General features: G+C 66.0%; 20 protein-coding genes and 1 pseudogene. 8 read left to right on the top strand and 13 right to left on the bottom strand.

Annotated features, from left to right (window positions below):
- Window positions 1-300 precede the first annotated feature (300 nt).
- From ID132_RS09125 to ID132_RS09095, 7 genes are all read right to left on the bottom strand, one after another.
- Complete coding sequence (locus tag ID132_RS09125) at window positions 301-846, bottom strand: hypothetical protein (protein WP_193128415.1); 546 nt, start codon at window positions 844-846, stop codon at window positions 301-303.
- Window positions 843-1652: a DUF2637 domain-containing protein gene (locus ID132_RS09120; RefSeq protein WP_193128414.1), complete on the bottom strand. Its 810-nt coding sequence runs from the start codon at window positions 1650-1652 to the stop codon at window positions 843-845. Before ID132_RS09120 ends, ID132_RS09125 begins: the two co-directional genes overlap by 4 nt.
- 17 nt (window positions 1653-1669) lie before the next feature.
- A complete protein-coding gene (locus ID132_RS09115) occupies window positions 1670-2590 on the bottom strand; it encodes a bifunctional DNA primase/polymerase (RefSeq protein ID WP_193128413.1) in 921 nt (306 codons plus the stop codon).
- Window positions 2587-3666: an ArdC-like ssDNA-binding domain-containing protein gene (locus ID132_RS09110; RefSeq protein WP_193128412.1), complete on the bottom strand. Its 1080-nt coding sequence runs from the start codon at window positions 3664-3666 to the stop codon at window positions 2587-2589. The genes ID132_RS09115 and ID132_RS09110 overlap by 4 nt, the downstream gene beginning before the upstream one ends.
- Before the next feature lie 207 nt (window positions 3667-3873).
- The gene (locus ID132_RS15285) at window positions 3874-4329 is read right to left on the bottom strand and encodes a helix-turn-helix domain-containing protein (RefSeq protein WP_413229365.1); all 456 of its coding nucleotides are present in this window, start codon (window positions 4327-4329) and stop codon (window positions 3874-3876) included.
- Between the two features lie 54 nt (window positions 4330-4383).
- Window positions 4384-5733: an MFS transporter gene (locus ID132_RS09100; protein ID WP_193128410.1), complete on the bottom strand. Its 1350-nt coding sequence runs from the start codon at window positions 5731-5733 to the stop codon at window positions 4384-4386.
- A gap of 144 nt (window positions 5734-5877) precedes the next feature.
- Window positions 5878-6957: a GNAT family N-acetyltransferase gene (locus ID132_RS09095; protein WP_193128409.1), complete on the bottom strand. Its 1080-nt coding sequence runs from the start codon at window positions 6955-6957 to the stop codon at window positions 5878-5880.
- A 59-nt stretch (window positions 6958-7016) separates the two neighbouring features.
- Between ID132_RS09095 and ID132_RS09090 the strand changes: the two genes are divergently transcribed.
- Window positions 7017-7613, top strand: coding sequence for a TetR/AcrR family transcriptional regulator (locus ID132_RS09090; RefSeq protein WP_311197682.1), 597 nt, complete (start codon window positions 7017-7019; stop codon window positions 7611-7613).
- Here the strand turns inward: ID132_RS09090 and ID132_RS09085 are convergent.
- Together ID132_RS09085 and erm are read right to left on the bottom strand one after the other, a co-directional pair.
- Window positions 7594-8073, bottom strand: a complete 480-nt coding sequence (locus ID132_RS09085; protein WP_235988441.1) for a helix-turn-helix transcriptional regulator — start codon at window positions 8071-8073, stop codon at window positions 7594-7596. The genes ID132_RS09090 and ID132_RS09085 overlap by 20 nt on opposite strands.
- Entirely contained in the window at window positions 8070-8897 is an 828-nt protein-coding gene (erm, locus tag ID132_RS09080; RefSeq protein WP_193128455.1) for a 23S ribosomal RNA methyltransferase Erm, read from the bottom strand. The genes ID132_RS09085 and erm overlap by 4 nt, the downstream gene beginning before the upstream one ends.
- A gap of 401 nt (window positions 8898-9298) precedes the next feature.
- Here erm and mobF point away from each other — a divergent pair.
- Window positions 9299-12810 (top strand): annotated as a pseudogene (mobF, locus tag ID132_RS09075) (MobF family relaxase).
- Window positions 12811-12948: 138 nt separating this feature from the next.
- On the opposite strand, the gene ID132_RS09070 reads toward mobF, so the two are convergent.
- Window positions 12949-14631 carry a UvrD-helicase domain-containing protein gene (locus ID132_RS09070; protein WP_193128407.1) on the bottom strand — a complete coding sequence of 561 codons (1683 nt, stop codon included), beginning with the start codon at window positions 14629-14631 and terminating at the stop codon, window positions 12949-12951.
- Window positions 14632-16284 (bottom strand): ATP-dependent nuclease, encoded by a 1653-nt coding sequence (locus ID132_RS09065; protein ID WP_211198357.1) that lies wholly within the window; start codon window positions 16282-16284, stop codon window positions 14632-14634.
- A 163-nt stretch (window positions 16285-16447) separates the two neighbouring features.
- On the opposite strand from ID132_RS09065, the gene ID132_RS09060 reads away from it, so the two are divergent.
- From ID132_RS09060 to ID132_RS09050, 3 genes are read left to right on the top strand one after another with little or no spacing between them, the layout of a single operon-like run.
- Window positions 16448-17101, top strand: a complete 654-nt coding sequence (locus ID132_RS09060; protein ID WP_328744049.1) for an ATP-binding protein — start codon at window positions 16448-16450, stop codon at window positions 17099-17101.
- A gap of 20 nt (window positions 17102-17121) precedes the next feature.
- The gene (dprA, locus tag ID132_RS09055; protein WP_125107903.1) at window positions 17122-18381 is read left to right on the top strand and encodes a DNA-processing protein DprA; all 1260 of its coding nucleotides are present in this window, start codon (window positions 17122-17124) and stop codon (window positions 18379-18381) included.
- 37 nt (window positions 18382-18418) lie between these two features.
- The gene (locus ID132_RS09050) at window positions 18419-19324 is read left to right on the top strand and encodes a tyrosine recombinase XerC (RefSeq protein ID WP_125107904.1); all 906 of its coding nucleotides are present in this window, start codon (window positions 18419-18421) and stop codon (window positions 19322-19324) included.
- Window positions 19325-19362: 38 nt separating this feature from the next.
- Here ID132_RS09050 and ID132_RS14890 read toward each other — a convergent pair whose 3' ends face one another.
- Both ID132_RS14890 and ID132_RS09035 read right to left on the bottom strand, forming a co-directional pair.
- Window positions 19363-20259 (bottom strand): LPXTG cell wall anchor domain-containing protein, encoded by an 897-nt coding sequence (locus ID132_RS14890; RefSeq protein WP_211198356.1) that lies wholly within the window; start codon window positions 20257-20259, stop codon window positions 19363-19365.
- Between the two features lie 578 nt (window positions 20260-20837).
- Window positions 20838-21419 (bottom strand): M23 family metallopeptidase, encoded by a 582-nt coding sequence (locus tag ID132_RS09035; protein ID WP_125107906.1) that lies wholly within the window; start codon window positions 21417-21419, stop codon window positions 20838-20840.
- 299 nt (window positions 21420-21718) lie between these two features.
- Here ID132_RS09035 and rpsB point away from each other — a divergent pair, with 299 nt between their 5' ends.
- From rpsB to pyrH, 3 genes are all read left to right on the top strand, one after another.
- Entirely contained in the window at window positions 21719-22594 is an 876-nt protein-coding gene (gene rpsB / locus ID132_RS09030) for a 30S ribosomal protein S2 (protein WP_125107907.1), read from the top strand.
- A 19-nt stretch (window positions 22595-22613) separates the two neighbouring features.
- Window positions 22614-23471 (top strand): translation elongation factor Ts, encoded by an 858-nt coding sequence (tsf, locus tag ID132_RS09025; protein ID WP_125107908.1) that lies wholly within the window; start codon window positions 22614-22616, stop codon window positions 23469-23471.
- 117 nt (window positions 23472-23588) lie between these two features.
- Window positions 23589-24320 carry a UMP kinase gene (gene pyrH / locus ID132_RS09020; protein WP_125107909.1) on the top strand — a complete coding sequence of 244 codons (732 nt, stop codon included), beginning with the start codon at window positions 23589-23591 and terminating at the stop codon, window positions 24318-24320.
- Window positions 24321-24331: the final 11 nt, after the last annotated feature.

Below are 24331 nucleotides of genomic sequence, written 5' to 3'. Positions count from 1 at the left end.
GAACCGCTCCGCCGCGAACTCCAGCAACTCTTTGGCTTGGGGATTGTTGCGCCATCCGTGCTCGGCCAGATGCTCCAACAGAGCCCGCAGCCCCTCGCTGGTGCGGAAGTCAGCCCTGTCGGGGTGCGGTGTCGACGGCGTTGTCGACGTTCTCCCGGTCTCAGCGGTGCCGGTGGTTGGTGTTGTGGTGTGGGTCATGGTGGTGCCTCCTGACAAGCAGGTGCGCACCCCCACCCCAGACAGCGGCGGCAGTGGTGTCGTGGTGGTGCTGGCGAGAGTCGTCATTGCTGGTCACCACGCTCAGCTCATCCCCACCGCGGACCGCCCCGGCACCGACTGGGCCTGGCCCCGGCCGAAGGCCGACAACGGCGCCAACCGTCCAGCCCGATCACCCACGCGCCGTGCACCCACCGTGATGCCGTGGCGGGTCTTCTGACTCAGCGCGGTCTGGAAGTGGATGCCGCGGCCAGCGACTGTGGCACCACGTCGGGCCATCAGATCGGTCGGACGCACCCACTCCACACCCCGCCCCACCTGCCGACCCACAGGACGGCTGGTGGTCCGGGCGGTGCGGGCCTTGACCGCCTCAGGCACCTCCTCCGCACCCCTACCCAGCCCCGGGGAGCCCGCGTCTGGTCCGTCGCTGTCGGGGGTGAGCTGTTCGTCGAGTTCCGCTGGCGGAGTCTCGGGCGGGACAAGATCGCCTCGCTCACTCACCGTCTCCTGGTCGAGGTTCTCCGCGTGGGTGCCGGGGGTGGTCAGGGCGAGTTCTTCGGGATCGGGTGGGCCGTAGTCGTCGTGGACCGGCGGCTCCACCGGGTGGTGCTCGTGTTCGTGGGTGCTCATGATTCCTCCTTCATCGATGGGCTGGTGTCAGGTTCAGAACTCCTCGTTGTTGGGGAGGTGAGCCAGCGGCCCACCGTGGACGGATGCACCCCCAGCTCGGCGGCAATCTGCTTGTTCGACCACCCCTGCCCCCGCAACCCGGCAGCCCGCTCCCGCCGACCCACCCCAGCCGTCTCGGGAACCCCTCGAACGGTCTCCCCATCAGAGGCAGTCGGAGTCGAGGCCTCGGGCGCGGGCTTCTCCTCGACGTGCTTCATCGGAGACGGACCGGATTCCGGCGCGGTCGGTCGTTCATCGCCAAGGCCGACGGTGTCGCTAGCGTCGGCCTGCGGGAGTGCCGCCGGCGGTGGGTTTGCCTCGATTCCCGTTGGTGGCTCGGGTATGGGCTCGTCATTGTGGTGGGGGACGGTTCGCCAGATCACCGGCTGTGAATCGGTGGTGTGGGTGAGGATGACGGTGAGGTGGGTGATTGCCAGCAGCACCACGGGCGGAACGGCGGCGATCGCTGCCGCCAGCAGGGCCGGGACGTCGGCGTCGGCGGCGACGATGGCGTGCAGGGCGTTGGCGGTGACCGAGACGATGGCGCCGCCGATCAGCAGGGCCCAGGGGTACCAAGCGGCCTTCTGGCCCGCGAGTGCGACGACGGCGACGGTGGCGACCACGATGATGCCGTCGACGATCAAGGGCCACGCCCACGCCTGACCTGCCCCGATGCCCGAACGGGCCGCGAGATCAGCTAGAGAGGTGAAGGACAGCCAGAATGCCCCGATCGCGATGAACACCGTCCCCGCCACCGCCGTCCGCACCGCCCACCGCCGCGCCCTCACGCCAGCCCCCGACCCGCACCCACCGGCACCCGCACCGGCGACACCGACGCTGGTCCAGCAGGCCTGGAAGATGTTGAAGCGGTCGGGTGGGTGGTGCGGTAGGCCGACCGCACGGTGGCAGCGATCTCCCGCGGCCCCAGCCCCGCCTCAGCGGCAGCTGCGCCCAGCACATCTACCGCCGTGGCAGGTGCGATGTCGTGTTCCGCGGCCCGGCACGCCGCCCAGAACAACCCCCGATTCCGCTCGCCCTCACCCAAACCCGCCACCCAGGCAGCCAGCCGCGACACCACCACCCCAGGCTCGCTTTGAGCCATGCCGCGATCAGCAGCGCGCGGCTTCAGGGCGGGCCGGGGGTCGAGGAAGTCCCGCAGCGCCTCACTGTCGATCCCGGCCGCCGCCCCTTGCCGGACCGTCGCCAATCGATACGAGCCGGCAGCGGTGTGTGAGGGTGGGATGACGATGTAGCCGCCATCGCCGCGGAAATCTACACCGGCCCGGGCAGCCTGCCACGACCGTTGCACAACATCCGGCGTGGCCGGGTAGTAGCCATGTCGACCACCCGAGGGGGAGACCACCGTGAACACCGGCACACCTGCCCGCCCCGCATTGAGGGCGCGGCGCATGCTTTCCCGGCCATCGACGTGCTCGCGGACATCGACATCCACGACCACGACACCGGAGACCGCCCCGGTGGGAAGCCCGAGATTCGCGTCCGGCCATCGCGTCCACCATTGCGTGATCTGGGCGANGTCGGTGGTGGCGTCGTGGAACCCCCGGGCCGTGAGAGGGCGCTTCTGCCCGGGCACGCACGGAAACACCGGCACACCCGCCGAAGCAAGATCACCCGCCACCCGCCCCAGCAGACGATCTTGGCGAGGGGCGAGAAGCCGGGCCAGGTGGAAGAGGTTCAGGCTCATAGCGCCACCGCCTCACGCCCCGACACCACCCGCTCAACCGACTCCGACACCGCCGGCGCAGCCGGGGCCTGCCGTGTCGCGGGTTCGCGAGCGGGGGTGTCGCGTTCCAAGCCGGGAGGTGTGCCGTTGCCGACCTGGGTGGTGTCGAGCTGCTCCAGAATCCCCAGCGCGGTTTTGCGGACCCGTTCCCCGGTGGTCTTGACCACCTCGACCGGGTCCTGGCCCTCCACTCGGGCTGCCCACGTCGACACGTACGGGACGGTGTAGCCGGAGGTATCCATGCCATGCGCGGCACCCACCATCAACGCGACCGATTCGGCCTCCACCTCACCGATCCCACGATGCTGTCGCGCCTCGCCCGCGTCCGGGGCATGCAACAGGACGTGGCCGAGTTCGTGGGCCAGGGTCTTCACCTGCGCGGCCGGGTCCATGTCCGCACGCACCGACACCACCCGACTGGCGTAATCGGTCAGCCCATTCGCCCCGAAAATCTCCGACGCATCCGCAACCAGCCGCAGCTCAAACCCAGCAGACTGGACTTGGGCGGCGAGGCCCTCCCACAACCCGGCAGGAGCCTGTCCCTCCAACAACCGCGGAGCAGGCGGCTCAGGGATCGGCTCGCCCGNGGAGGCGTCCCAGACGTAGGCGGGGCGGACGCCGACCATCTTCGTGCGCACCGTCTCACCCGCACGCGGCTTCTCACCCTTCCCAAGGCGTCGCCACGACTCAGCATCCTGCGGGGTTGCTGAGGCGAACCGTCCCGTCACCGGCGCCAGAATCTGATACCCCGGCTGCCCCTTGGAGACCTGGCGACCCAACTGCTGCCACTGCCGATACCCGGCGACATGCGAGGGAACCGGGTCCGGCACCAGACCCAACCCGTAGGCTTCCTGATGCTGGGTGAAGATCAGAATCGTGTTCGCGAACGACCGTGCTCGGAACCGGGCCGCGAACGCCAACGCCCGGGCCCAATCCTCACCCGAGACCAGCTGCTCGACCGCACCCGTCAGCCGCTCGTGCAGCGCATCAAGCTTCGCCTCCCGCGCCGCCCGAGCATCCTTGCCCGACGTTGCCATGCCGGCCTCCTTCCGCGAACCTATCCACCGGGTCGAAGAACCGACCCGGTGACCATCAGGTACGCCGGAACCACCAGCACTAGAAGACGGACAACAAGGAACCCTTACAGTGACCGTCAGGAACCCAACGAACCCGACGTGTCATACCCGGCCTAGCAGGTGCGCTGAGATCAGGCCATGCGTTGCTTCCGAAGATGAGCAGAATCGTCACAAGGAAGCGGCGTTTGGAATCATCAACACTGAAGCGATCTCGACTTCTTGGCCACAGCGCGGGCACTTGGCGTGCCCATCAGTGAGGGGTGTAACGGGCCGAGCGCGTTGCTGAGACTGGTCACGGTACTCAGTAGGAAGGAGGCCAGTGATGCGTCGAAATTGTCGCGCAGCATTGCCTCGGCTGCGCCATCCCACCTCGTGCATCAGTTCACCGACAGGACGTCGGCTGCGCGCGAGCAGTGTCGCGAGCTGAACGCAGCGAACCCGCGTCAGGTACTTCATCGGGCTGATCCCGTACCGTCGCGCGAAAACTCTACCCAACTGAGACGGCGAAATGTGCACCTCTCTTGCCAGTGAGTCCAGAGTCCATTGCACTTCCGGCCAGTCGTTGAGTAGTGATGCAGCAATCTCAGCAGGGTCAGGTTCCGCCACTTGACGTAGAGACCCCATGCGGTTGCGACTCATGGGAGCCTCCGAAGACCCATCCGCGTGGAGGTCGAGTGCTTAGCGCGACAGGGCTCGATCACTGCGCAAGAGGAGGGCGATGCCCATGAACCCGACAAGGCATGCAGCCGCTGCGAGCGCCAGCGAAACCTGGTACCCCTCAGTCCCACAGGAGGGTTCACGGGCCATGAACGCCGCGTAGATGCTGCCTAGCAACGTGACGGAGATCAGGCTGCCGAACTCGTATGACACTTCCTCGACGCCGGAGGCCATCCCGGCCCGATCAGCAGACACGTTGGAAATGATCGTGGAGGAAGCCACTGTGATCAGGACTCCAATTCCTGTGCCCGCGAGGAACAGGCTGACCGCGAACATCCACAAGTTCGCCTTCAGAACCAGGGTTGCCAGTGCATAACCCCCGCCCGCAACAACACAGCCAGCGCCGAGCAGGCGACGCGGCCCGACTCGGGAAAGCACTGAACCCGCAAGGAGGGAGGTCACCGTCGCGCCCGCCGCGATCGCGGCCAACAGGAGTCCGCTCTGCAGGGGTGAGAATCCACGAACCAGCTGGAAGTGCTGAGAAGTCACCGCCCCAACTCCGGCAAAGACGAATGTAGCCAGCCCTGCTGCCAAGACACCGGCAACGACCGATCGGCTGCGGAAGACCGAGAAATCCAGGAGCGGTGTTGGGAGTCTCCGCTGCCGTCGTGCGAACCACCAGAAGCAGACGAAACTCGTCGCAAGTGCCCCTGTAATGAACGCGCCGGAGGGGGCCGATACGGCACCCTGCTTGATCGCTGCGACTAGGCCAGTCAACCCAACGAGCGCCAGCACAGATGACAGCAAGTCCCAGGACGTTCTTGCCGATGCGCGAGCCGCTGGCGCGTACATGGCCGCCAACAGGAAGGCCACGAGGGCAAAGGGGACGTTGATGAGGAAGACCGAGCCCCACCAGAACCACTCCAGGAGCAGGCCTCCAACGAGCGGACCGAAGGCAATGCCACCGATCGAGACACTCGACCAAACAGCGATGGCGACGTTGCGCTCATCCTCGTCCTCGAACGTGAACCGGATGATCGCGAGTGTCGCGGGCAGCATCAGTGCTGCGCCCACCGCGAGTAGTGCCCGCGCGACGATCAGCACCCACGCGTTTGGAGAGAAGGCTGCGAGTAGGGAAGCTATCCCGAACGCGCTGATGCCAATCTGGAACACCAGCTTGTGTCCGAACCTATCCCCGAGCGTCCCGGTGCCCAGCAGTAGGCCAGTCATGACGAGGGGGTACATGTTGATGATCCACAGTGACTCACTTACGCTCGCCGACAACTCGTCCGTCAGAAGAGGCATGACCACGTAGAGAATCGAAGTGTCGACCGTTGCAAGCAGCAAACCGAGAGAGACGGCGGTGAGCACGAACCACCGTGTTCGCTGCGAGGCCGGCGCAGGGGGATCTTGAGTCATCTCAGCCTNTTCAATATGCCGATACGTCGTCAGAGCGCGGTAGATTGCGGTAGATTTGGGAGCCGCGTACACGGAGCATGAAAGTCAGACTCCCGATCATTGGCGCATGTGCTCGGAGGCAAGTCGCGCGAAGATGAGGGTGTCGGTCCATTCGCCCTTGCTGAACCAGTCCTGGACGTGATGTGCTTCGAGCCGNAGCCCGACACGACGAGCCAGTGCTGCCGAGGCGCTGTTTCGGGCATCCATCTGCGCGGTGATGCGGTGGAGCCGGTAGTGGTCAAACCCGAGGGCGAGCACTGCTCGGACGGCTTCGCTGGCGAAACCTTGCCCACCGTGCGCCGGGTCGAGAACCCACCCGATCTCGCCTTGACGGTGCTCGTGATCGGTGAGCCACAACGCGACGTCTCCGATCGGGACGCCGTCATGCTCGATGACCAGCGCAAGCGCGCCAGTCTCGCCATCGATGTCAGTCTTCGCTAGGCGTTCTGTGAGCTTGTCGTGGGTGACTTCCGCGGTCCATGGCTCGTCCAGCAGGTAGCGGGCAACGTCGGGTCGCGAGTACAGCTCGTGAAGCCATTCGGCATCGTCGGCGTTATGTGGACGGAGCCGAAGCCGCTCCGTCGCCAACGGCCACTGGGCGGTGGGCTTGAGGTCGCGCCGGTAATGGAATAGTTCCTCGCACTGCCCTGCGGGCGTGGTCCCGACGGCTCGCTCGACCTCACGGAACCCTGCGTTCGTCAAGCACCGCTGGGAGGCCTTGTTCTCCAGGAGCGTGCGTGCTGTCAAGGTTCGCAGTCCACTGTTGCGTGCGAAGCGCGATGCCAACTCCACGCCCCGACGAGCGTGCCCTGCTCCCCGCGCATCCGGATGAATCCAGAACCCGACCTCGGCAGCCTCGGAGCTGACGTCGAAGAGCACCAAGGAGCCCACAAACCGGTCCGTCTCGGCGTCGGCAAGTGCGAGGACTGCCAGCGTGCCGGACGACAGACCCTCAGCAACCTCGTCACGGATCATCCATCGCACGGACTCGGGGGTGTAGTCGGACTCGGGCAGGTGGCCGAAGCGCCGCACAGCTTCATCCTTGGTGCCGGCTGCATACGCGTCTGCGTCCAGCTCAGAGAGGGGGCGTAGGCGAGTGTTCTCAAAGGTGATCGGGAGGGTGGTGGCATCCAGCATGCGCTAAACCTAACATAGAATGGATAGCTAACTGAAGCGTGTTTGGTTAGGCTGGTGGGGTGAGCTACTGGGAACACCGCAAACCTGTGCGACGCCTCCGCGCAGTGGACATCGGGGAGGTTGCGAGGGCATCGGTGAGGCTGCTGGACGAAGGCGGGTTGAGGGCCCTCACCCTGCGATCTGTGGCGCAACAGGTGGGTGTCGCTCCAGCCAGCCTGTACTCGCGCGTCGAATCCGTCGACGATCTGTTCGACCTCGCCCTCGACACAGCGCTTGCAGACGATCCCGTGATGTCCGAGTCGATCCGCAACGCCGACCTGCCTGCCCTGATGCACGCCTTCTTCGCGCACCTCACGACCCACCGGTGGGCCGGTCAGGTCATCGGTATGCGCGCTCCCAGGGGCCCGGCGTACCTGGCCCTTTCCGAGCGGATGTGCGTCCTGCTCGAACAAGCGGGTACCCCGGATCCGCTGGGAACGGCCTACCGATTGTCCAACCTGGTGATCGGAGCCTCGCTGACCGCACCCATGGCGTCTGACGAGAAGCGCGTCGCCATCGACCCTGACCAAGCTCCTACCTATGCGCGGCTCCACGCGACGCACCACATCAGCCCACGCGAGATTCTCTCCGACGGCCTCACAGCACTCCTGTCGTGAGGGGGCCTTTTGATTCGGGGCTGCCCTGCGTTGCTGATGGCCACGGGCTGGTCTCCGTGAGAGTGCGCCCAATCGCAGTGCGCCGATATTCGGACGGGCTGATCCCGACGACGTCGGTGAACTGTCGTGCGGCATGCCCACGGCTGCGCCACCCGACTTTTGTCATGGCGACGCCGATTGGAAGATCAGTCTCGACCAAAAGGTGAGCCAGCCGATGGGCCCGAATGTGAGCCAGGTACCGCATGGGCGGCATCCCGAATCGTTGTGTGAACGCTCTGCCCAGCTGTGACACCGAGAGGTGAACCAGCGCGGCAAGGTCACGGAGTCGCCAATCCCGTTGAGGTGCTTCTGCGAGCAGCCGCGCTGCCAGTTCTGTGGAAGTTTCACCGGAACGGTGCTCCGTGGCACTCCTAGCTGTTGACGTGTAGCGGCAGGCCTGGCGCCGCGCTGCGATGGTCATCGACGGCGTCTCCTTGACTTCACCTGCTGCGTCTGCGCACGGTGTGCAGGCGGTGAAGAACCGGTGGTCTTGAACAAGTCCACCCATGCCTCGACGGGCAGGTCCTTCGGGAGTCCTGCAGCGGTCATGCCGTGGCGTGTCAGCCACGCCTGTGCGGTCTGTGGTGACCCGAGTGAGGTGGTGCGCGCGAGGATTTGGGCAAGCCCGCGGCCGGGGCCGGTGTAGACGCGGTGGACCAGGGCATGGAAGTGGCGTCGCCGTGTCGGGGACAGCAGCGGATGTTCGCGACGGTGGATGGTGAGGATTCCGCCGTCGACTCCCGGACGCGGGGTGAACGCGCGAGCGGGAACACGACTGTGCAGCGTGAACTCGAACCAAGGCGCCCATTGCGCGGTCATCATCGTGGCACCGCCGACGCCCGCTCTGCGCCGCGCGACTTCCCATTGCACGAGCACGATTGCATCGGTCCATGCCGGGGAGTGCAGGATGCGGCGCAGTATGGCCGTGGTCTGGTGAAACGGCAGGTTGCCGACGAGCACATGCGCAGATGTTGGAAGCCGGTAGGTCAGGAAGTCGTCGGCGACGACCTCCACGTGCGACGGGAGCCGTTGGGCCAAGCGTCGGGCGAGCCGGGTGTCGATCTCGACGGCTGTGACCGGTCGCCCGAGCTGGGCCAGCGGGGTGGTGAGTGCTCCATCACCGGGGCCGATCTCGATGATCGGGCCATCGGTGGCGGTCACGAGCCGTGTGATCGTGGCGATGGTGGATGGGTCAGTCAGGAAGTTCTGGCCGTGCTCATGACGGCCACCTTGATAGGTAGGCACTGTTTGCTCCGTGGTTGTTGCGGAGCCGGGCACGCTGAAAGAGCCGCCCGGCCGTGATCACCGGGGCGGGAGCAACAACCTGTGGAGGGTGCTCGCCGCTGTTAGCAGCTGCGCAGACGCAGCGAAGCAGTGCCGTAGAACAACATGCCCACCAGCGTAGGTGACCCCGCTGCCGGTCAGCGACTCAATATCCCGTCTCTGCTCAAAGACGCGGAGATCCGTATCAATGCTGGCCAGTACGAATCCCGAGCTAACCCACGGCCGCAGAGCCTCGGCATCATCGAGATTCGTTTCATGAGAGACCTCGACAGATCTGCCACGCGTCTTGCAGATCGAGGTTGGGAGGCTGCCAGCTCACCTGTGTGACGAGCAGGTGAGGGGTGGTTTGGGTGACGGTGTCGATGCGGGTGATGTCTGCTGGTGACGGCTACAAGTACCTGCTGCGCACCGTGGCGGCTGGCGATGGTGACCGGTCGCTGTCGACGCCGTTGACCCGCTACTACGCCGAGGCTGGAACCCCACCCGGACACTGGCTCGGCTCCGGCGTCACCGCTCTGGGGCACGGTGAACTCGCTCCGGGTGCGCAGGTGTCGGAAGCGCAGCTCCAGTTGTTGGTGGGGATGGGGCGGGATCCGATTACTGGTGTGCCGTTGGGCCGTGCTTATCCGGTGTACAGCTCGAGGGCGGAGCGTGTCGCGGACCGTGTCGCGCAGCTGGACCCTGCCCTGGGGGCGGTGGAGCGGGGGCGGGTCGTTGCGCAGATTGAGGCGGAGGAGGCTGCGCGGGGGTCGCGGCGTGCGGTGGCGGGGTTTGATTTCACGTTCAGTGTGCCGAAGTCGGCGTCGGTGTTGTGGGCGGTTGCGGACGCGGGGACGCAGGCGTTGATTGCGCAAGCCCATCATGAGGCGGTTGCGGCGGTGGTTGCGTTCGTGGAGCGCGAGGTTGCAGCCACCCGCACCGGTGCAACCGCTGGTGATGGCGCAGTTGCACAGGTCGACGTCACCGGTTTGATCGCGACGGCGTTCGATCACTTCGATTCCCGTGCCGGGGACCCGCACTTGCATTCGCATGTGGTGATCAGCAACAAGGTCCGCACGGTGTTGGATGGGAAGTGGCGGAGTTTGGATGGGCGTCCAATGCATGCCGCGGTGGTCGCGTTGTCGGAGCTGCACGAGGCCGTGTTCGCCGATCACATGACCCGCACCTTCGGCGTGAGCTGGGAGCCGCGGGAGATGGGCCGCGACCGCAACCCGTCCTGGGCAATCACCGACGTCCCCGAACAGCTGGTGGCGGAGTTCTCCACGCGGGCGCGGCAGATCGAGGTGGAGAAGGACCGGCTGGTGGCCGAGTACGTGGCCACCCACGGACGGCAGCCATCCGATGCCACCGTGATCCGGTTGCGCGCCCAGGCCACGCTCGCGACCCGCCCAGAGAAGCAGGTCCGATCCTTGGCGGAGCTAACAGCCGAGTGGCGCACCCGCGCCAGCCAGCAGCTCGGCACGGATGCCACCGCGTGGGCGCGGAGCGTCACGGCGGGGGAGCGGCAGTTGCTNGGCTGATGATGTGCCGTTGGATCTGACCGGGCAGGTGGGGCGGTCGGTGGTTGAAGTGGTTGGTGAGAAGCGTTCGACGTGGCGGCGCTGGAACCTGATGGCCGAAGCCGCGCGCCAGACGATGGGGTGGCGGTTCGCCACCGTCGAGGACCGCGAAGTCATCACCGCCATGGTTGCTGACGCTGCCGAACAGGCGTCCCTGCGCCTGACCCCACCCGAGCTCGTGACCAGTCCGGTGGAGTTCCGCCGTCCCGATGGCACCTCGGTGTTTCGGCCCAAGCACTCGACCGAGTTCTCCTCCGACACCCTCCTCGCGGCAGAGGACCGCCTCCTGCAACGGGCCCGCACCACCACCGGCCCGAGCATCGACCTCGCTATCGTCGAGACCATCACGAGCAAGCCTGATGCCGAGGGGCGGGTGCTCGGTCCCGACCAGGCAGCTGCTTTGGCGTCGGTCGCGGTGTCGGGCCGGGTGGTGGATGTGTTGGTGGGGCCGGCGGGGGCCGGGAAGACGACCGCGATGAACGCCTTGCGCCGGGCGTGGGAGGCCTCGCATGGTGCTGGGTCGGTGGTGGGGCTGGCGNGTCGGCGGTGGCGGCGCAGGTGCTGGCCGATGATCTGGGGATCGCCACGGAGAATACGGCGAAGTGGTGGACCACCCACCAACACACCGGCGCTACCTTCCAGGCCGGGCAGCTGGTCATCATCGACGAAGCCTCCCTCGCCGGCACCCTGTCCTTGGATCGGATCACGCAGGCAGCCGAGGAAGCGGGGGCGAAGGTGCTGTTGGTCGGTGACTACGCACAGCTCCAGTCCGTCGACGCTGGCGGTGCGTTCAGCCTGTTGATCCACGACCGCGACGATGCCCCCGAACTGGTCGATGTCCACCGCTTCACCCACGTCTGGGAGAAGACCGCGTCCCTGGAGCTGCGGCACGGCCGCACCCCGGTCATCGACACCTACCTCGACCACCATCGCATCCATGACGGTGACGCCGAGGCCATGACCGATGCCGCCTACACCGCCTGGCACCGAGACCGACAGCAGGGTTTGGCGTCGGTGCTGATCGCCGAAACCCGCGAGAACGTCACCGCCCTCAACGTCCGCGCCCGCGCCGACCTCATCCTCGACGGCACGCTGAAGCCCGGCCCCGAAATCACCCTGTCCGACGGATCGGCAGCGGGCGTGNCACCCGCCGCAACGACCGGCGGCTGCGGAACCGGCACGGCTGGGTCCGCAACGGCCAAACCTGGACCATCACCGCCGTGCATGACGACGGGTCGGTCACGATCCGCCCACCCGGGGCCCGGTTCGGCAACAGCATCGTCCTGCCCGCCGACTACGTGGCCGAGCACGTCGACCTCGGCTACGCCGTCACCGCCCACCGCGCCCAAGGCATCACCACCGACACCGCCCACGTCCTCGTCGAACCCACCACCACGAGGGAGAACCTGTATGTCGCGATGACGCGCGGACGCGAATCGAACCATGCCTACGTCATCCTCGACCGCTCCGACGACCACGCCACCGCGCATCCGGGCGACAACCCGGACGCGACCGCCCGCACGGTCCTCTACGGCGTGCTCCAACACAGCGGTGCTGAGCTGTCGGCGCACGAGACCATCACCGCCGAGCAGGACCGGTGGGGCTCGATCGCCCAACTCGCCGCCGAATACGAAACCATCGCCGCCGCAGCCCAACACGACCGCTGGACCACCCTCGTCACGACCAGCGGCCTGACCACCGACCAAGCAGACGCCGTGATCGACTCCGACGCCTTCGGCGCGTTGACTGCGGAACTGCGCCGGGCCGAAGCCAACCACCACAACGTCGACACCCTCCTGCCACGCCTCATCAAGGCTCGCGGATTCGCCGACGCCGACGACATCGCCTCCGTCATCCACCACCGCCTCACCCACGCCACCACCCGCCCCGCCGGCTCCGGCCGCACCCGCCAGGCCCCGCGCCTCATCGCCGGGCTGATCCCCGAAGCCACCGGCCCCATGACCCCCGACATGCAACAAGCCCTGACCGAGCGCCGACACCTCATCGAAACCCGAGCAGAAGCCGTCCTCGACACCGCCCTCCACACGCAAGAGCCATGGACAACGGCACTCGGTCCGATCCCAGCCGATGGGCGGGGGCGGCAGCAGTGGCGACGCCGCGCCCTGGTCGTCGCCGCCTACCGTGACCGCTACCAGATCACCGGCACCGAGCCGCTCGGAGCCCCGCCGCAAGGCACGGCGCAGAGAATCGACCACGCCCGGGCCGAAACAGCACTACGAACACTGACCCGCCCGACCACCGAGGACGTGCGTGAGCGCCCCGCCGTCCAAGCGACTCACCAACTCGGCCTGTAATGGCAGTGCACAAAGAACCGTAGTCGCGCCATCCTCGTGGTCAGTTGGATATCGCGAGGGAGCGTTGACCAAAATTGAGGTGATTGAGAGATAATAGAGATCGAACACCGCGGCGTCCTGGGACTCCGTTCAAGATCCCTACCTCGCTGCTATTGCGTTCCAATCTGCGTCGCGTAGCCAGTCCCAAAGGTCCTGCCCGCCAAGCGGTTTAGCAGCCGACAGTTCATTAAAATAAGGCGATGCGTTCTGAGATTTGCGCCACGTCGGCGTGATCTGAACCTCGTTGGCGTATGTGACGAATACTCCATGCCGGGCGCGGGAAATCATAACCGACAAAATTCTCGCCTCTTCGGCCCGCTCCTCTGCCGTCTTTGCGAGGTAAAATGGTATTGAACCGTCCTCTGCGCCGACGATCATCACCCAGTCGAACTGCTGCCCTTTACCTACGTGTCCATTGAGCACATGCACACCAGGTTTGGTGACTAGCGTGTCGCCATTGCCAACCTTGATGCGCGCGAGAATCTCGCTTGGAGGAATTCCGTCACGGAGTAGCTCGTAACACCAACCAAGCGCCTCGCCGAGACTTTGCCGCGTAGAGGACTCCGCGATCTCCTCTAGGCCGGACGATTCCCGGAGAAAAGAGATCTTGCTTTCTGCCCGCTCGTAGGCCGTCAGGTTGAAATGGCCGAGCAGCGACCTCATCGCCCGGGCTGTGTCGGTGTCGAGCACCCCATCGTCCCAGCGCATGTAGTCGACACCTATACCGTCCAGGGCCGCCTCAACGAATTTACGCCGCTTCTCGGTTCGCGCCATGATGCCGATTCGGTGGTGCGGAACCTTCGAAGTGAGCCTCCCAGTTAGGTTTGCGATCCAGTCGGCTTCATCCTCTGCAGTTTTGAATCGAGCAGTGGCAAACAGGCCACCACCGGGCCACGAAGCTTCGTCAGCAGCTGTAAGAGGAGTGCCGCCGGTCAGCGGAATTAGCGAGTTGACCGCGGCCAAAACGGCGGGCGACGAACGATGCGACTCGGCGAATGTCACTGTTGTCGTGCATTCTTCTGCGATACGCCGATGTATCTCGGTCGGTTTCGCGCCGGTGAAACCGTAGATGCCCTGCGCAAGGTCACCCGCATAGGTGGTGCGCCTGTATCCGATTCTGTTGACGATCCGGAGTTGCTGCGGTGTTAGGTCCTGAAACTCGTCGACGATGAGGGCGCCGAAGTGCTCTCGATAGAGGTCGGCGACGCGGTCGTCTGCCAATATCAGCTCGGCGACACGGGGCAGGTCATCGTACGTCAATCGAGCATCGGCGACCCGATCCCGCTCAATTTCCAGCGCGTTGATTTCGCGGTTCTGTACTAGGTATTCTTCGATGTCTGAATCCGTGCGGGGTTCGAGTTTCGCAGCGCGGAGTGCATCTTGAGCTCGCTTAGCTGCCGGGTATTCAAGGCCTTTGCGATTGCATTCTTCTCTTACCCAGTCGCTCTCGGGGAGAGTCATGCTCGGGTTGAGACCGATGGCGTTAGCGTGCGCTTTGAATATGCGAGCTGAAAGCCCGTGGAAGTTCACAACGGTGACGTGGTCACGGAGATGCGTCGCGCCGAGATAAGCACGTAGCCGATCGCGGATGTTGTCCTTTGCGCGGTTCGAGAACGTCACTACTAGGATCTTGCGTGGCAATTCCACATCGCCTCGCCGCAGGAGGCCATCGATGCGAAGCGCGAGTGCTTCGGTTTTACCGCAGCCCGCAGGCGCAACCACGAGGAGGTCGCGGGCCATGTGGTCTCGAATCTTGATTTGGGAAGGCGTGGGCGTAATCATCTATGACGTGATTTCGCTCAGAAGGGATTCAATGCTTTCGATCGAGGATGCGTTCTCCGTCGTCAGGAGCGGAAGTACAGCAAGAGCGGAACGCACCTTGTACTTGTTCTTTCGGCAGAATTGAGCAACGTCGGCATTGGTCGGCTTTCCGTCGGTGCCGGTTGCTTTGATGTTAGCGAGCTCGTTGCGGCTGAAATGGCCGCAACCTTCCAATGCGCTGTGCACGGCGGTTGCGCCGAGCGCTGAAACGTATTCGTCTTCAAGATCGATCATTGAGACGTGCACTGAGTGCTTGTCGAGGTCTTCTTCCGGCACCTCCAGTGCATCCGCAAGCTTGGCAGTCGCATCGTTATCAATGAGGCGGGAAACAGGAATCCGGAAACCATCTGGGCCGAATAGCTTCGCGATCGGCTTGATCTCAGCGCTACCATCCGTCTCGATTACCGAGATCCCTAGGCGATCCAAGTGGCGGTCAGTCAACTCGGCGACCCGTTCGACCAGAATCCGATCAGAAAGACCTTCTACCGTCACGATCCTTCTTGACGTCAACGGCTCCAATTTGTCTCGCACCCACCAACGGACCATCGTGCGCTCATCATCGCTGAGAAAGTCGCGGTTTGACTGCACGGCCTCGCCGCCGGCGCGCATAACGACGACATCTGAAACGTCGAATGCGCCGACGATGTCGGACGAGTGTGTCGCAATAACTTTCTGACTCCTGCTTTCACGGAGGAGTCGCGCCAAGCTACGCTGCGAAGTCGGGTGGAGATGGATCTCCGGCTCGTCAATTCCAACGACGTTCGCTCCGACGCTCATCAGGTCGTACAATGCAATGGCATAAAGTGCGCGTGATCCATCTGACTGCTCCGACAGATTATGCGGGGTTCCTGCCTTGGTTACCTGCAGACGGACATCACTCAGAACGTCGTCATCGGCTTCTGCGCCGCTAACAAAGGCGAGGCTATCCGTAGCTACTTTCTGTGGCAAGGCCTTTGAGAGTTGACCGGCGAGTTGCTCTCGGAGATTCTTCAGTAGCTCTGAACCATCCAGCTTCTGTTGGAATAGCTCTGCGACGGACGCGAAGGCCTCCTGTTCGTCACCGAGTTCGAGTGCCCCGAGCATCTCGTTGACTGGGTTTCGGCGATCGTCCCGCAGGTCGCGTGTCTGCGCTGTTGCGCTGAGGAATTTCCAACCTAGTGCGGCGAGCTGGTCACGAGAGAGCTGACGCCCGGTTCCACCTTCGGGAGCCACGCGGTCAATGCTGACCGTTTCCTTCTCGTCTACGTCTACGCGAAGCTGAATCATTAGGGAGTCCGTGACGGCGTTGATCTCATCGGGGAAGAGAGCGCGGTCGTCGGCGCTAAACCCGGTCAGCTCAATCTCGACTACCATGGGCTCCGTTGTATCGCGAAGATCGTCGACCGACAGGGATGCATAAAGTTGGGCGACACTTGCCCCGAGGGTCAAATCGATGATACGAAGCAGCGACGATTTACCGACATCATTGGCGCCAACCAGGACGAGATGAGAGCGGATATCGATCTCGAAATCCTGGAGGCGCCGATAGTTTTCGACCTTCAGCCGTGAAAGTTTCAATGGCGCGCTCTCTTTCGGTGCCGGATCTGAACGACGACCTTTGGCTGCGCCGCCCAAGCCCTACTGTCCCCAGCATAGCCGCCCCGCAAGGCTCTGGGTGTGCCGAGCGGGCGTGGGCCCAGCCGTCAGTCAGAGTGTGGTGGAACCGCTCAGTCTTGCCCTCGGAGGATGCATCCTGGCTTATCTGCGCAGTTCCGTTATAATAGACCCTTCCGTAGGGGTGTGCTTTCTATCCGGCGACGAGGCCCCCGAGTTTCCCCGCCGGGTGCTCGACTCGCTGCGACAGCCGCTCGAGTCGGGGTCGATCACGATTCACCGCGTGCGCAGCACTGTGACCTACCCGGCGAACCCGCAACTCGTGCTCGCGGCGAACCCGTGCCCCTGCGGCAACGCGGGAGTGCGCGGGCTCGAGTGCCACTGCACCCCGACGATGCAGCGCAACTACTTGCAGCGGCTCAGCGGCCCGCTGCTCGACCGCATCGACCTGCAATTGCGCGTCGAACGCGTCTCGACCGCGACGGCGCGACTGGCTGCCGCTGGCGAGCGCGGCAGCGTCACTACCGAATCGGCGGCGGCCGATGTTCGCGCCGCCCGCGATAGGGCTCGGCATCGTCTCGCCGCGTTCGGCGTGCGCGCGAACGCGCAACTCGACGGCGCGCTGCTGCGGCAGGCGAGCCTGCGCTGCGAGCCGGGTGCCTCCGAGCCGCTCGACCAGGCGCTGAGCCGCGGTCAGATCACGATGCGCGGTTACGCCCGCGCGCAGCGCGTCGCGTGGACCCTCGCCGACCTCGCGGGCGTGGCCCGCCCCGACCGCGGCCATATCGCCGAGGCCCTCTTCTACCGCACCCGCGTCGCGTCGTCGGTCGACGCGTAATCGCACGTCAAGGAGCCCCTATGTCCAATGCCTATCGCCGACTTGCACCGCTCGTGCGCGAACTCCGCTCCGCGCAGAACGATGACCTCGCCGACATCACGGCACGCATCTGCTGGAGCTGCATCGTCGAGCCGGGTGACGGCGACGCCGGCGTGCTGCGCGACACCCTCGGGGTCGAGTGCATCTTCGACCTCATCGCGGGGTGGAGCGACATGGTGCTGCAGCGGATGCACGCGGCCGACCCGCTCGAGGCCCGCTCGCGCAACTGGTCGGGCGCCATCGCCCGCTGGCGACCCCGGCTTACCTACGAGCACGTCGTGCCGCTCGTGCGCGCGGCGACCAAGGTCGGCGCCCGGTTCTTGGTGCCGAGCGACCCGAGTTGGCCAACGCAGGTCGACGATCTGGGCGTGCACACGGCTGTTGGGCTCTGGACGCGCGGCCGGCTCGACGCCCTGCACCGGGATGCGCGCAACCTCGCCGTCGTCGGCTCGCGGGCGAGCACCGAGTACGGCAACAACGTCACCGGCGAACTTGTCGTCGCGGCCGCCGGCGCCGGGCTGTCGATCGTCTCGGGCGGTGCCTACGGCATCGACGCCCAGGCGCATCGCGTCGCGCTCGCGAGCGAGGCCGACACCGTCGCCGTGCTCGCGGGCGGGGTCGACCGCTTGTATCCGGCGGGCAACAGCGAACTATTTCAACGGTTGCTCGCCCAGGGCGGGCTCGTCGTCTCGGAGGCACCCTGCGGCCAGGCGCCGACCAAGTGGCGATTTTTGCAGCGTAACCGACTCATCGCGGCGCTCGCACCTGCGACCATCGTCGTCGAGGCCGGGGCGCGCTCCGGTGCACTGAACACCGCGAACCACGCGAGCGCGCTCGGCCGCGAGCTTGGTGCGGTGCCCGGCGCCATCACCTCGGCGACGTCGGTCGGCTGCCACCGCCTGATCCGCGAGGGCGCCGCCACCATGATCTGCTCGGGCGACGATGCGGTCGAGCTATGGCGCCTCGGCTGCTCCGATGGTGGGCTGTTTCCCGGCGGCGAGAACCAAGTCGGTGCGTCGGATTCCCACGTGCCGCTTCTCGAGGTAGTCGAACTCTCACCGCGGCTCAGCGACGAGGCGGTACGGGTGCTCGACGCGCTTCGGCCCCGACGCGGCAACGGCGAAGCCGAGCTCGCGGCGCTCGCTGGCCTTAGCCTCACCGACACCCGGGCCGGTCTCGCGGAACTCGAGCTGCTCGGTCGCGCCGACCTCAGTGACACCGGCTGGCGGCGCGTGTCCTAGCCCCGGGCTGCCATGCCGCCACAACTACGATGGCGGCATGGCAGAACTCCGGGAGGCGATCGAGGACTACGTCCTCGCACTTGACCGCGAGTTTGGCCGGTCGCCAAACACCTGCCGGGCCGCGCACGGCGACCTCACTCGCTTCGCTGACTCCGTCGAGGCCGCGGGGCCGGTTGACACGAGCGAACTCACGCTCGAGGACTTTCGCGACTGGCTCTGGCGCGAGAATGAGCAGGGGCACGCCGCCGCGACGATCGCGCGCCGCGCATCCGTCGCTCGTCGGTTCACCGCTTGGTGTCACTCGACTGGCCGCGGCGACGACGTGGCCCGCCGGCTGAAGTCGCCGAAGGTGGGCCGCTCGCTGCCGCGTCTCGTCAGCGAGGGACAGATGGACGACATCTTCGCGTCGCTGCGTGACCGGGCCGACTCAGACGAGCCGAGCGCGCTTCGCGACCTCGCGATCGTCGAACTGCTCTACGCGACAGGCATGCGTGTCTCTGAACTCTGCGCCCTCAATCTCGACTCGCTCACCCCGTCGGCGAGCCTCGTGCGGGTCATCGGCAAGGGCAACGTCGAACGAGTCATTCCCTACGGACAACCAGCGGCCCGGGCCATCGACGCCTGGCTCGACCGAGGACGCGCTGCGCTCGCGGTCGAGTCATCGGGTGATGCGCTCTTTCTCGGTGCCCGCGGGGGCCGCCTCAACTCGCGCAGCGTGTACGAGCTGAGCCGCCAACTCTTACAGCTCGCCCCGGGCCAGGGGCCGTCGGGGCCCCACACGTTCCGGCATACGGCGGCGACCCATCTGCTCGACGGCGGCGCTGACTTGCGCGGGGTGCAGGAGTACCTCGGCCACGCCGATCTCGGCACGACGCAGATCTACACGCACGTCTCAGCCGAGCGACTCCGCGAGACCTATAAGCGGGCGCACCCTCGCGCCTAAGCGCAGGGGATGCACCCGCCTGGGTCAGTCGAACGCTGCTACCAGCTCGTCGCCTCGCGCCGCTGCCGGTCGCGGGCGATGAACCAACCACCGAGCCCGATCAGCGCGAGCCCGGCACCGGCCACACCGAACCAGATTCCCGGCTTCGTGCCGGTCTCGGCGAGCCGCGGTGTGTCGTCTTCGGGTGCGGGCGCTGGCGTTGTCGCGTCATCGTGAACCTCGGTCGGTGACGGCATGGGCGAGCCTGTCGGTGCGTCGCTTGGCGTTGGCGTCGGGGTGGCTGTCGGTGTTGGTGTTGCCGTAGGCGTCACCGTGGGAGTTTCAGTCGGCGGCGTTGCTGGCGTCTCGACCGGCGCGGGTGGCGCCGGGGGAGCCACCGGCGTCTTCGTGGGTGTTGGAGCTGGAGTCAGAGTGGGGGTTGGGGTCGCCGTGGGCGGCTGTGTGCCCGGCGCTGCGGGGGTCGGCGCAGGCGTGGGTGTGGCGGTGGGGGTTGGGGCTACCGTGCTCGGTTTGCCAACAAGCGAGGGCTTCGTCGTCGAACCGCCTGGGGCGGGCGAGGTCGTCTCGGGCACCCTGGTCTTGTTCGTAATCACGCCGATGCCGAGGCGGTCGCTCGCTTGCGGCCACGCGGCCTGGCTCGCCTGAATCAGCAACTGCCGGCCCTCGGTGACGAGCACACGCAACTCGGAGGTCGCGTAGCCCGCGGCGGGCGCGGTGCTCACGTCGGCGATTACCTCGGGTTTGCGGGTGTCGTGCTTGACGAGGAGGTCGTGCGATCGCCCGCCATCGAGTGCGACGACCGAGGCGCCGTCGACACTTGCGGCTTCGAGCGACAGCGTCACGTGCACGCCCGTGCCCACTTTCGGCACTTGCACGTGAACACCATCATCGAGGCGCACGACCGTAACCTGCACCGCTGTGGGGCGCTCGATCACCTGCACCTTCGCGAGCTCGGNCGAAGTTGCTCGAGCTGTTCGGCGACCGCGGCAGCGGTGGCCTGTGGCATCTTCGCGTAGTAGTGCTGGTCGCCGGGATAGTGCCTGTCGTCGGCGACCGACCACACGAGCATCGCCACTGCGGTTGTCACGGTCGGGTCGCTCGAGGTGCCGGAGTTGCTGACCGCCCAGTGCAGTTGGGCACGCTCGGTGGCCGAGAGTGACGAAACCGCAGCTGGCACAGGCTCGTCGCGTCCGAGCGGGCGCGTGGGCTTGCCGACTGGCCGGGGCTTGCTGAGTTCGATGCAGTAGGCATTTTCGTCGTCGTAGCGCATCGCGCCGATGAAGGTGCCGTTCGAATTGGAATACCCGGCGCCAAGTTCGGCGGCGGAGGCGGCACGCATGCCAAGGGGAATCAGCAGTGCGACGATCGCCGCGAGCAGCACGAGCGCGAGCCCGAAGCGGAGGCGGGGCGAGGGGAATTCGGGCGGGGACACGCGGCGCGCGAGGCTGCCGGGCGGCGGGGACGGAAGAGTGGGCATGAGCGGCCTTTCGTGTCAGGTGAAGATCGGCTGGAGTTACGGCGAGATGGGCAGGAGGATCGCGCGCGGCACCTCGCCGAGCAGCGCGAGCGGGTCGAGGTAGTCGTCGCCAAGCCGGGCGCCAAGATGCAGCCCGCCCGACGGTTCGTGCGCGGGGGAGTCGGCGACGTGGCCGATGAGTTGCCCCCGCGTGACCGCGTCGCCCTCGGCGACGGCAGCATCGACCGGCTCGAACGTTGAGCGAATCCCGTTCGCGTGCTGAATCGAGAGCAGGGGGCGGTCAACGACCCAGCCGACGAAGTGCACCGTGCCGTCGTCGGGCGAGTAGACGGCGGTGCCCGCGGGCACCGCGAGGTCGATGCCGCGGTGACCCGCGCTGTACCGGTGCTCGAGGTCGAACAGCCGACTGATCTCGGGCCGAGGCTGCACCGGCCACGACCAGATCGCGTCGCCCGGCGCATCCGACTCGACCGGCGCATCCGTCTCGGCGGAACGCGCCGGCGAAACGAGCGACGAGACCGCGCTGGCGCTTGCCGGGGCTGCCGACAGCGCAGAGAACAGCAGGCAGGTCAGCGCAAGAGCGGCCAGGATGCGCGGCCCGCGGCGTCGTGAAATCATGGCCCCAGCGTCGCCGGGTTGCGCGCGCGCCGCCCGGCGAAGGGCACGACCGGTGGACAGCCGCTCATCCACAGCCGGCGCGGTAGGCGCCTCGGGGTGCCGCGCAAGGGCAAAACGCGCTAGAGTTATCGATTGCAGTCCGTCACCGGGCTGACTTCGCGTGTCCACTATGCGATCAACTTCGACGGTCTCACCTGATCGGTGAGCGGAGTTGTGACCGGACACCAGGATTGCCGCCACGCGGCAGTAGTAACCAAAACCGCACGCCTCAGGTGTGCCCTACCCAAGGAGATACGACCATGGCAGTCGTCTCGATGCGTCAGCTGCTTGACGCAGGTGTCCACTTCGGTCACCAGACCCGCCGCTGGAACCCNAAGATGAAGCGCTTCATCTTCACCGAGCGTTCGGGCATCTACATCCTCGACCTCCAGCAGTCGCTCGCCTTCATCGACAAGGCCTACGACTTCGTCAAGGAGACCGTGTCGCACGGCGGTTCGGTGCTCTTCGTCGGCACCAAGAAGCAGGCGCAGGAAGTTATCGCAGAGCAGGCGCTCCGCGTGAACCAGCCCTACGTCAACCAGCGCTGGCTCGGTGGCCTTCTCACCAACTTCCAGACCGTGCAGAAGCGCCTCAACCGCCTCAAGGAGCTCGACCTCGTCGACTTCGAGGACACCTCAACCGGGTACACCAAGAAGGAGCTCCTCATTCAGCGTCGCGAGCGCGACAAGCTGGAGAAGACCCTCGGTGGTATCCGCAACATGTCGCGGACGCCTTCGGCGCTCTGGGTGGTTGACACCAACAAGGAGCACCTCGCCATCGACGAGGCCAAGAAGCTCGGCATCCCGGTTGTCGCGATCCTCGACACCAACTGCGACCCCGACGACGTTGACTACCCGATTCCGGGCAACGACGACGCGATCCGTTCGGTCGGCCTCCTCACCCGCATCGTTGCTGACGCTGCCGCTGAGGGCCTCATGACCCGCCACCAGAAGCCCGCCGAGGGCGCTGGCGAGACCGCTGAGCCGCTGGCTGAGTGGGAGCTCGAGCTGCTTAAGCAGGGCGAGGCCAAGACTGAAGAGGCCGCCGCCCCCGCCGCTGAGGCTGTTCAGGAGCCGGCAACCGACGCCGCGCAGACTGAAGAAGCTGCGGCTACCACCGCCGACGAGACCAAGTAACCAAGAGGAGACTCAGTCAATGGCAAACTTCACCATCGCTGACGTGAAGGCGCTGCGCGAGCAGCTCGGCACCGGACTCATCGACACCAAGAAGGCCCTCGAGGAAGCCAACGGCGACCTCGAGAAGGCCGTCGAGTTGCTCCGCCTCAAGGGCGCGAAGGGCAACGCGAAGCGCGCTGACCGTTCGGCTGCCGAGGGCCTCATCGCCGCCAAGGCGAACGGCAACGGCACCGCAACCATCGTCGAGCTCAACTGCGAGACCGACTTCGTCGCCAAGGGTGAGAAGTTCATCGCGCTCGCCGACGTCGTGCTCAACGCGGCCGCTGCCGCTGGTGCGACCAACGCCGAGGAAGCGCTCAAGGCTGACGCCGACGGCGAGACCGTGGCAGAGCGCATCGACGCTGTTGCCGCGGTAATCGGTGAGAAGTTCGAGCTGCGCAACGTTCGCCTCGTCAAGGGCGAGCAGTTCGACATCTACATGCACCTCACGTCGAAGGACCTCCCGCCGCAGGTTGGCGTTGTCGTCGGTTACGCCGGTGGCGACGAGGAGACCGCGCACGGTATCGCGCAGCACATTGCGTTCGCGAACCCGTCGTACCTCAACCGCGAGGACGTCCCCCAGGAGGACATCGACAAGGAGCGCAAGGTCGTCGAGGACATCACTCGCGCCGAGGGCAAGCCCGAGGCCGCGCTGCCGAAGATCGTTGAAGGCCGCCTCGGTGCGTTCTTCAAGCAGATCGTGCTCAACGAGCAGGAGTACGCGCGCGACCCGAAGCACTCGGTCAAGCAGATCGCCGAGCAGGCCGGTCTGACGATCGTCGACTTCGCGCGCCTCAAGGTGGGCGCCGGCGTCGAAGCAAGCGACGACGCCGAGTAGTCTCGCCGCGGATACGCGCAACTCACGCCGAGGGCGGCCCATGCACAGCATGGGCCGCCCTCGGCGCACTAGTGTGGATCCTCGACCCGTATCGACCTCGCCTCCCAAAGGAGCCAGATGACCTCGTCTGTCAGCAAGCCTCGCCGCGTTCTACTCAAACTCTCCGGAGAGGCCTTCGGAGGCGGCAAGCTCGGGGTTGACTCCGAGGTACTCACGAGCATCTCGAACGAGATCGCCCGCGCTGCCGAGAAGGTCCAGATCGCCGTCGTTGTTGGTGGCGGCAACTTCTTCCGCGGTGCTCAGCTCGCCAACGCGGGCATGGACCGCTCGCGCGCCGACTACATGGGCATGCTCGGCACCGTGATGAACGCCCTCGCGCTGCAGGACTTCCTCGAGCAGGCCGGCGCGAGCGCCCGCGTGCAGTCAGCCATCGAGATGCGCCAGGTCGCCGAGCCCTATATTCCGTTGCGCGCCGAGCGCCACATGGAGAAGGGCCGTGTCGTCGTGTTCGGCGCGGGAGCCGGCCTGCCATATTTCTCGACCGACACCGTTGCTGCCCAGCGCGCCCTCGAGGTGCACGCCGACGTACTCCTCGTGGCAAAGAACGGCGTCGACGGCGTCTACACGGCCGACCCGAACCGCGACGAAACCGCAGAGATGATTCACGGCATCTCCTACCAGGATGCGCTCCGCCGCGGCCTGCGCGTGGTCGACTCGACCGCGTTCAGCCTCTGCATGGACAACGGCATGGACATGCGCGTGTTCGGCATGAGCCCCGACGGCAACATCGAGCGTGCCATCCTCGGCGACGACATCGGCACGCTCGTCTCCAATAGCTTCCGCAGCTAGCGGCATCCGCC

The sequence above is a fragment of the Gulosibacter sediminis genome (assembly GCF_014904065.1).
In the GTDB taxonomy this organism is placed as follows: domain Bacteria; phylum Actinomycetota; class Actinomycetes; order Actinomycetales; family Microbacteriaceae; genus Gulosibacter; species Gulosibacter sediminis.
This window is presented reverse-complemented; position numbering and strand designations above follow the sequence as displayed.

What these genes read in the sequence shown, in the direction of transcription:
- ID132_RS09125 (WP_193128415.1), bottom strand. Translation starts at nt 846, where the DNA reads ATGAGCACCCACGAACACGAGCACCACCCGGTGGAGCCGCCGGTCCAC.
- ID132_RS15285 (WP_413229365.1), bottom strand. Translation starts at nt 4,329, where the DNA reads ATGGGGTCTCTACGTCAAGTGGCGGAACCTGACCCTGCTGAGATTGCT.
- ID132_RS09085 (WP_235988441.1), bottom strand. Translation starts at nt 8,073, where the DNA reads ATGACCATCGCAGCGCGGCGCCAGGCCTGCCGCTACACGTCAACAGCT.
- ID132_RS09070 (WP_193128407.1), bottom strand. Translation starts at nt 14,631, where the DNA reads ATGATTACGCCCACGCCTTCCCAAATCAAGATTCGAGACCACATGGCC.
- dprA (WP_125107903.1), top strand. Translation starts at nt 17,122, where the DNA reads ATGTCCAATGCCTATCGCCGACTTGCACCGCTCGTGCGCGAACTCCGC.
- ID132_RS09050 (WP_125107904.1), top strand. Translation starts at nt 18,419, where the DNA reads ATGGCAGAACTCCGGGAGGCGATCGAGGACTACGTCCTCGCACTTGAC.
- ID132_RS09035 (WP_125107906.1), bottom strand. Translation starts at nt 21,419, where the DNA reads ATGATTTCACGACGCCGCGGGCCGCGCATCCTGGCCGCTCTTGCGCTG.
- tsf (WP_125107908.1), top strand. Translation starts at nt 22,614, where the DNA reads ATGGCAAACTTCACCATCGCTGACGTGAAGGCGCTGCGCGAGCAGCTC.
- pyrH (WP_125107909.1), top strand. Translation starts at nt 23,589, where the DNA reads ATGACCTCGTCTGTCAGCAAGCCTCGCCGCGTTCTACTCAAACTCTCC.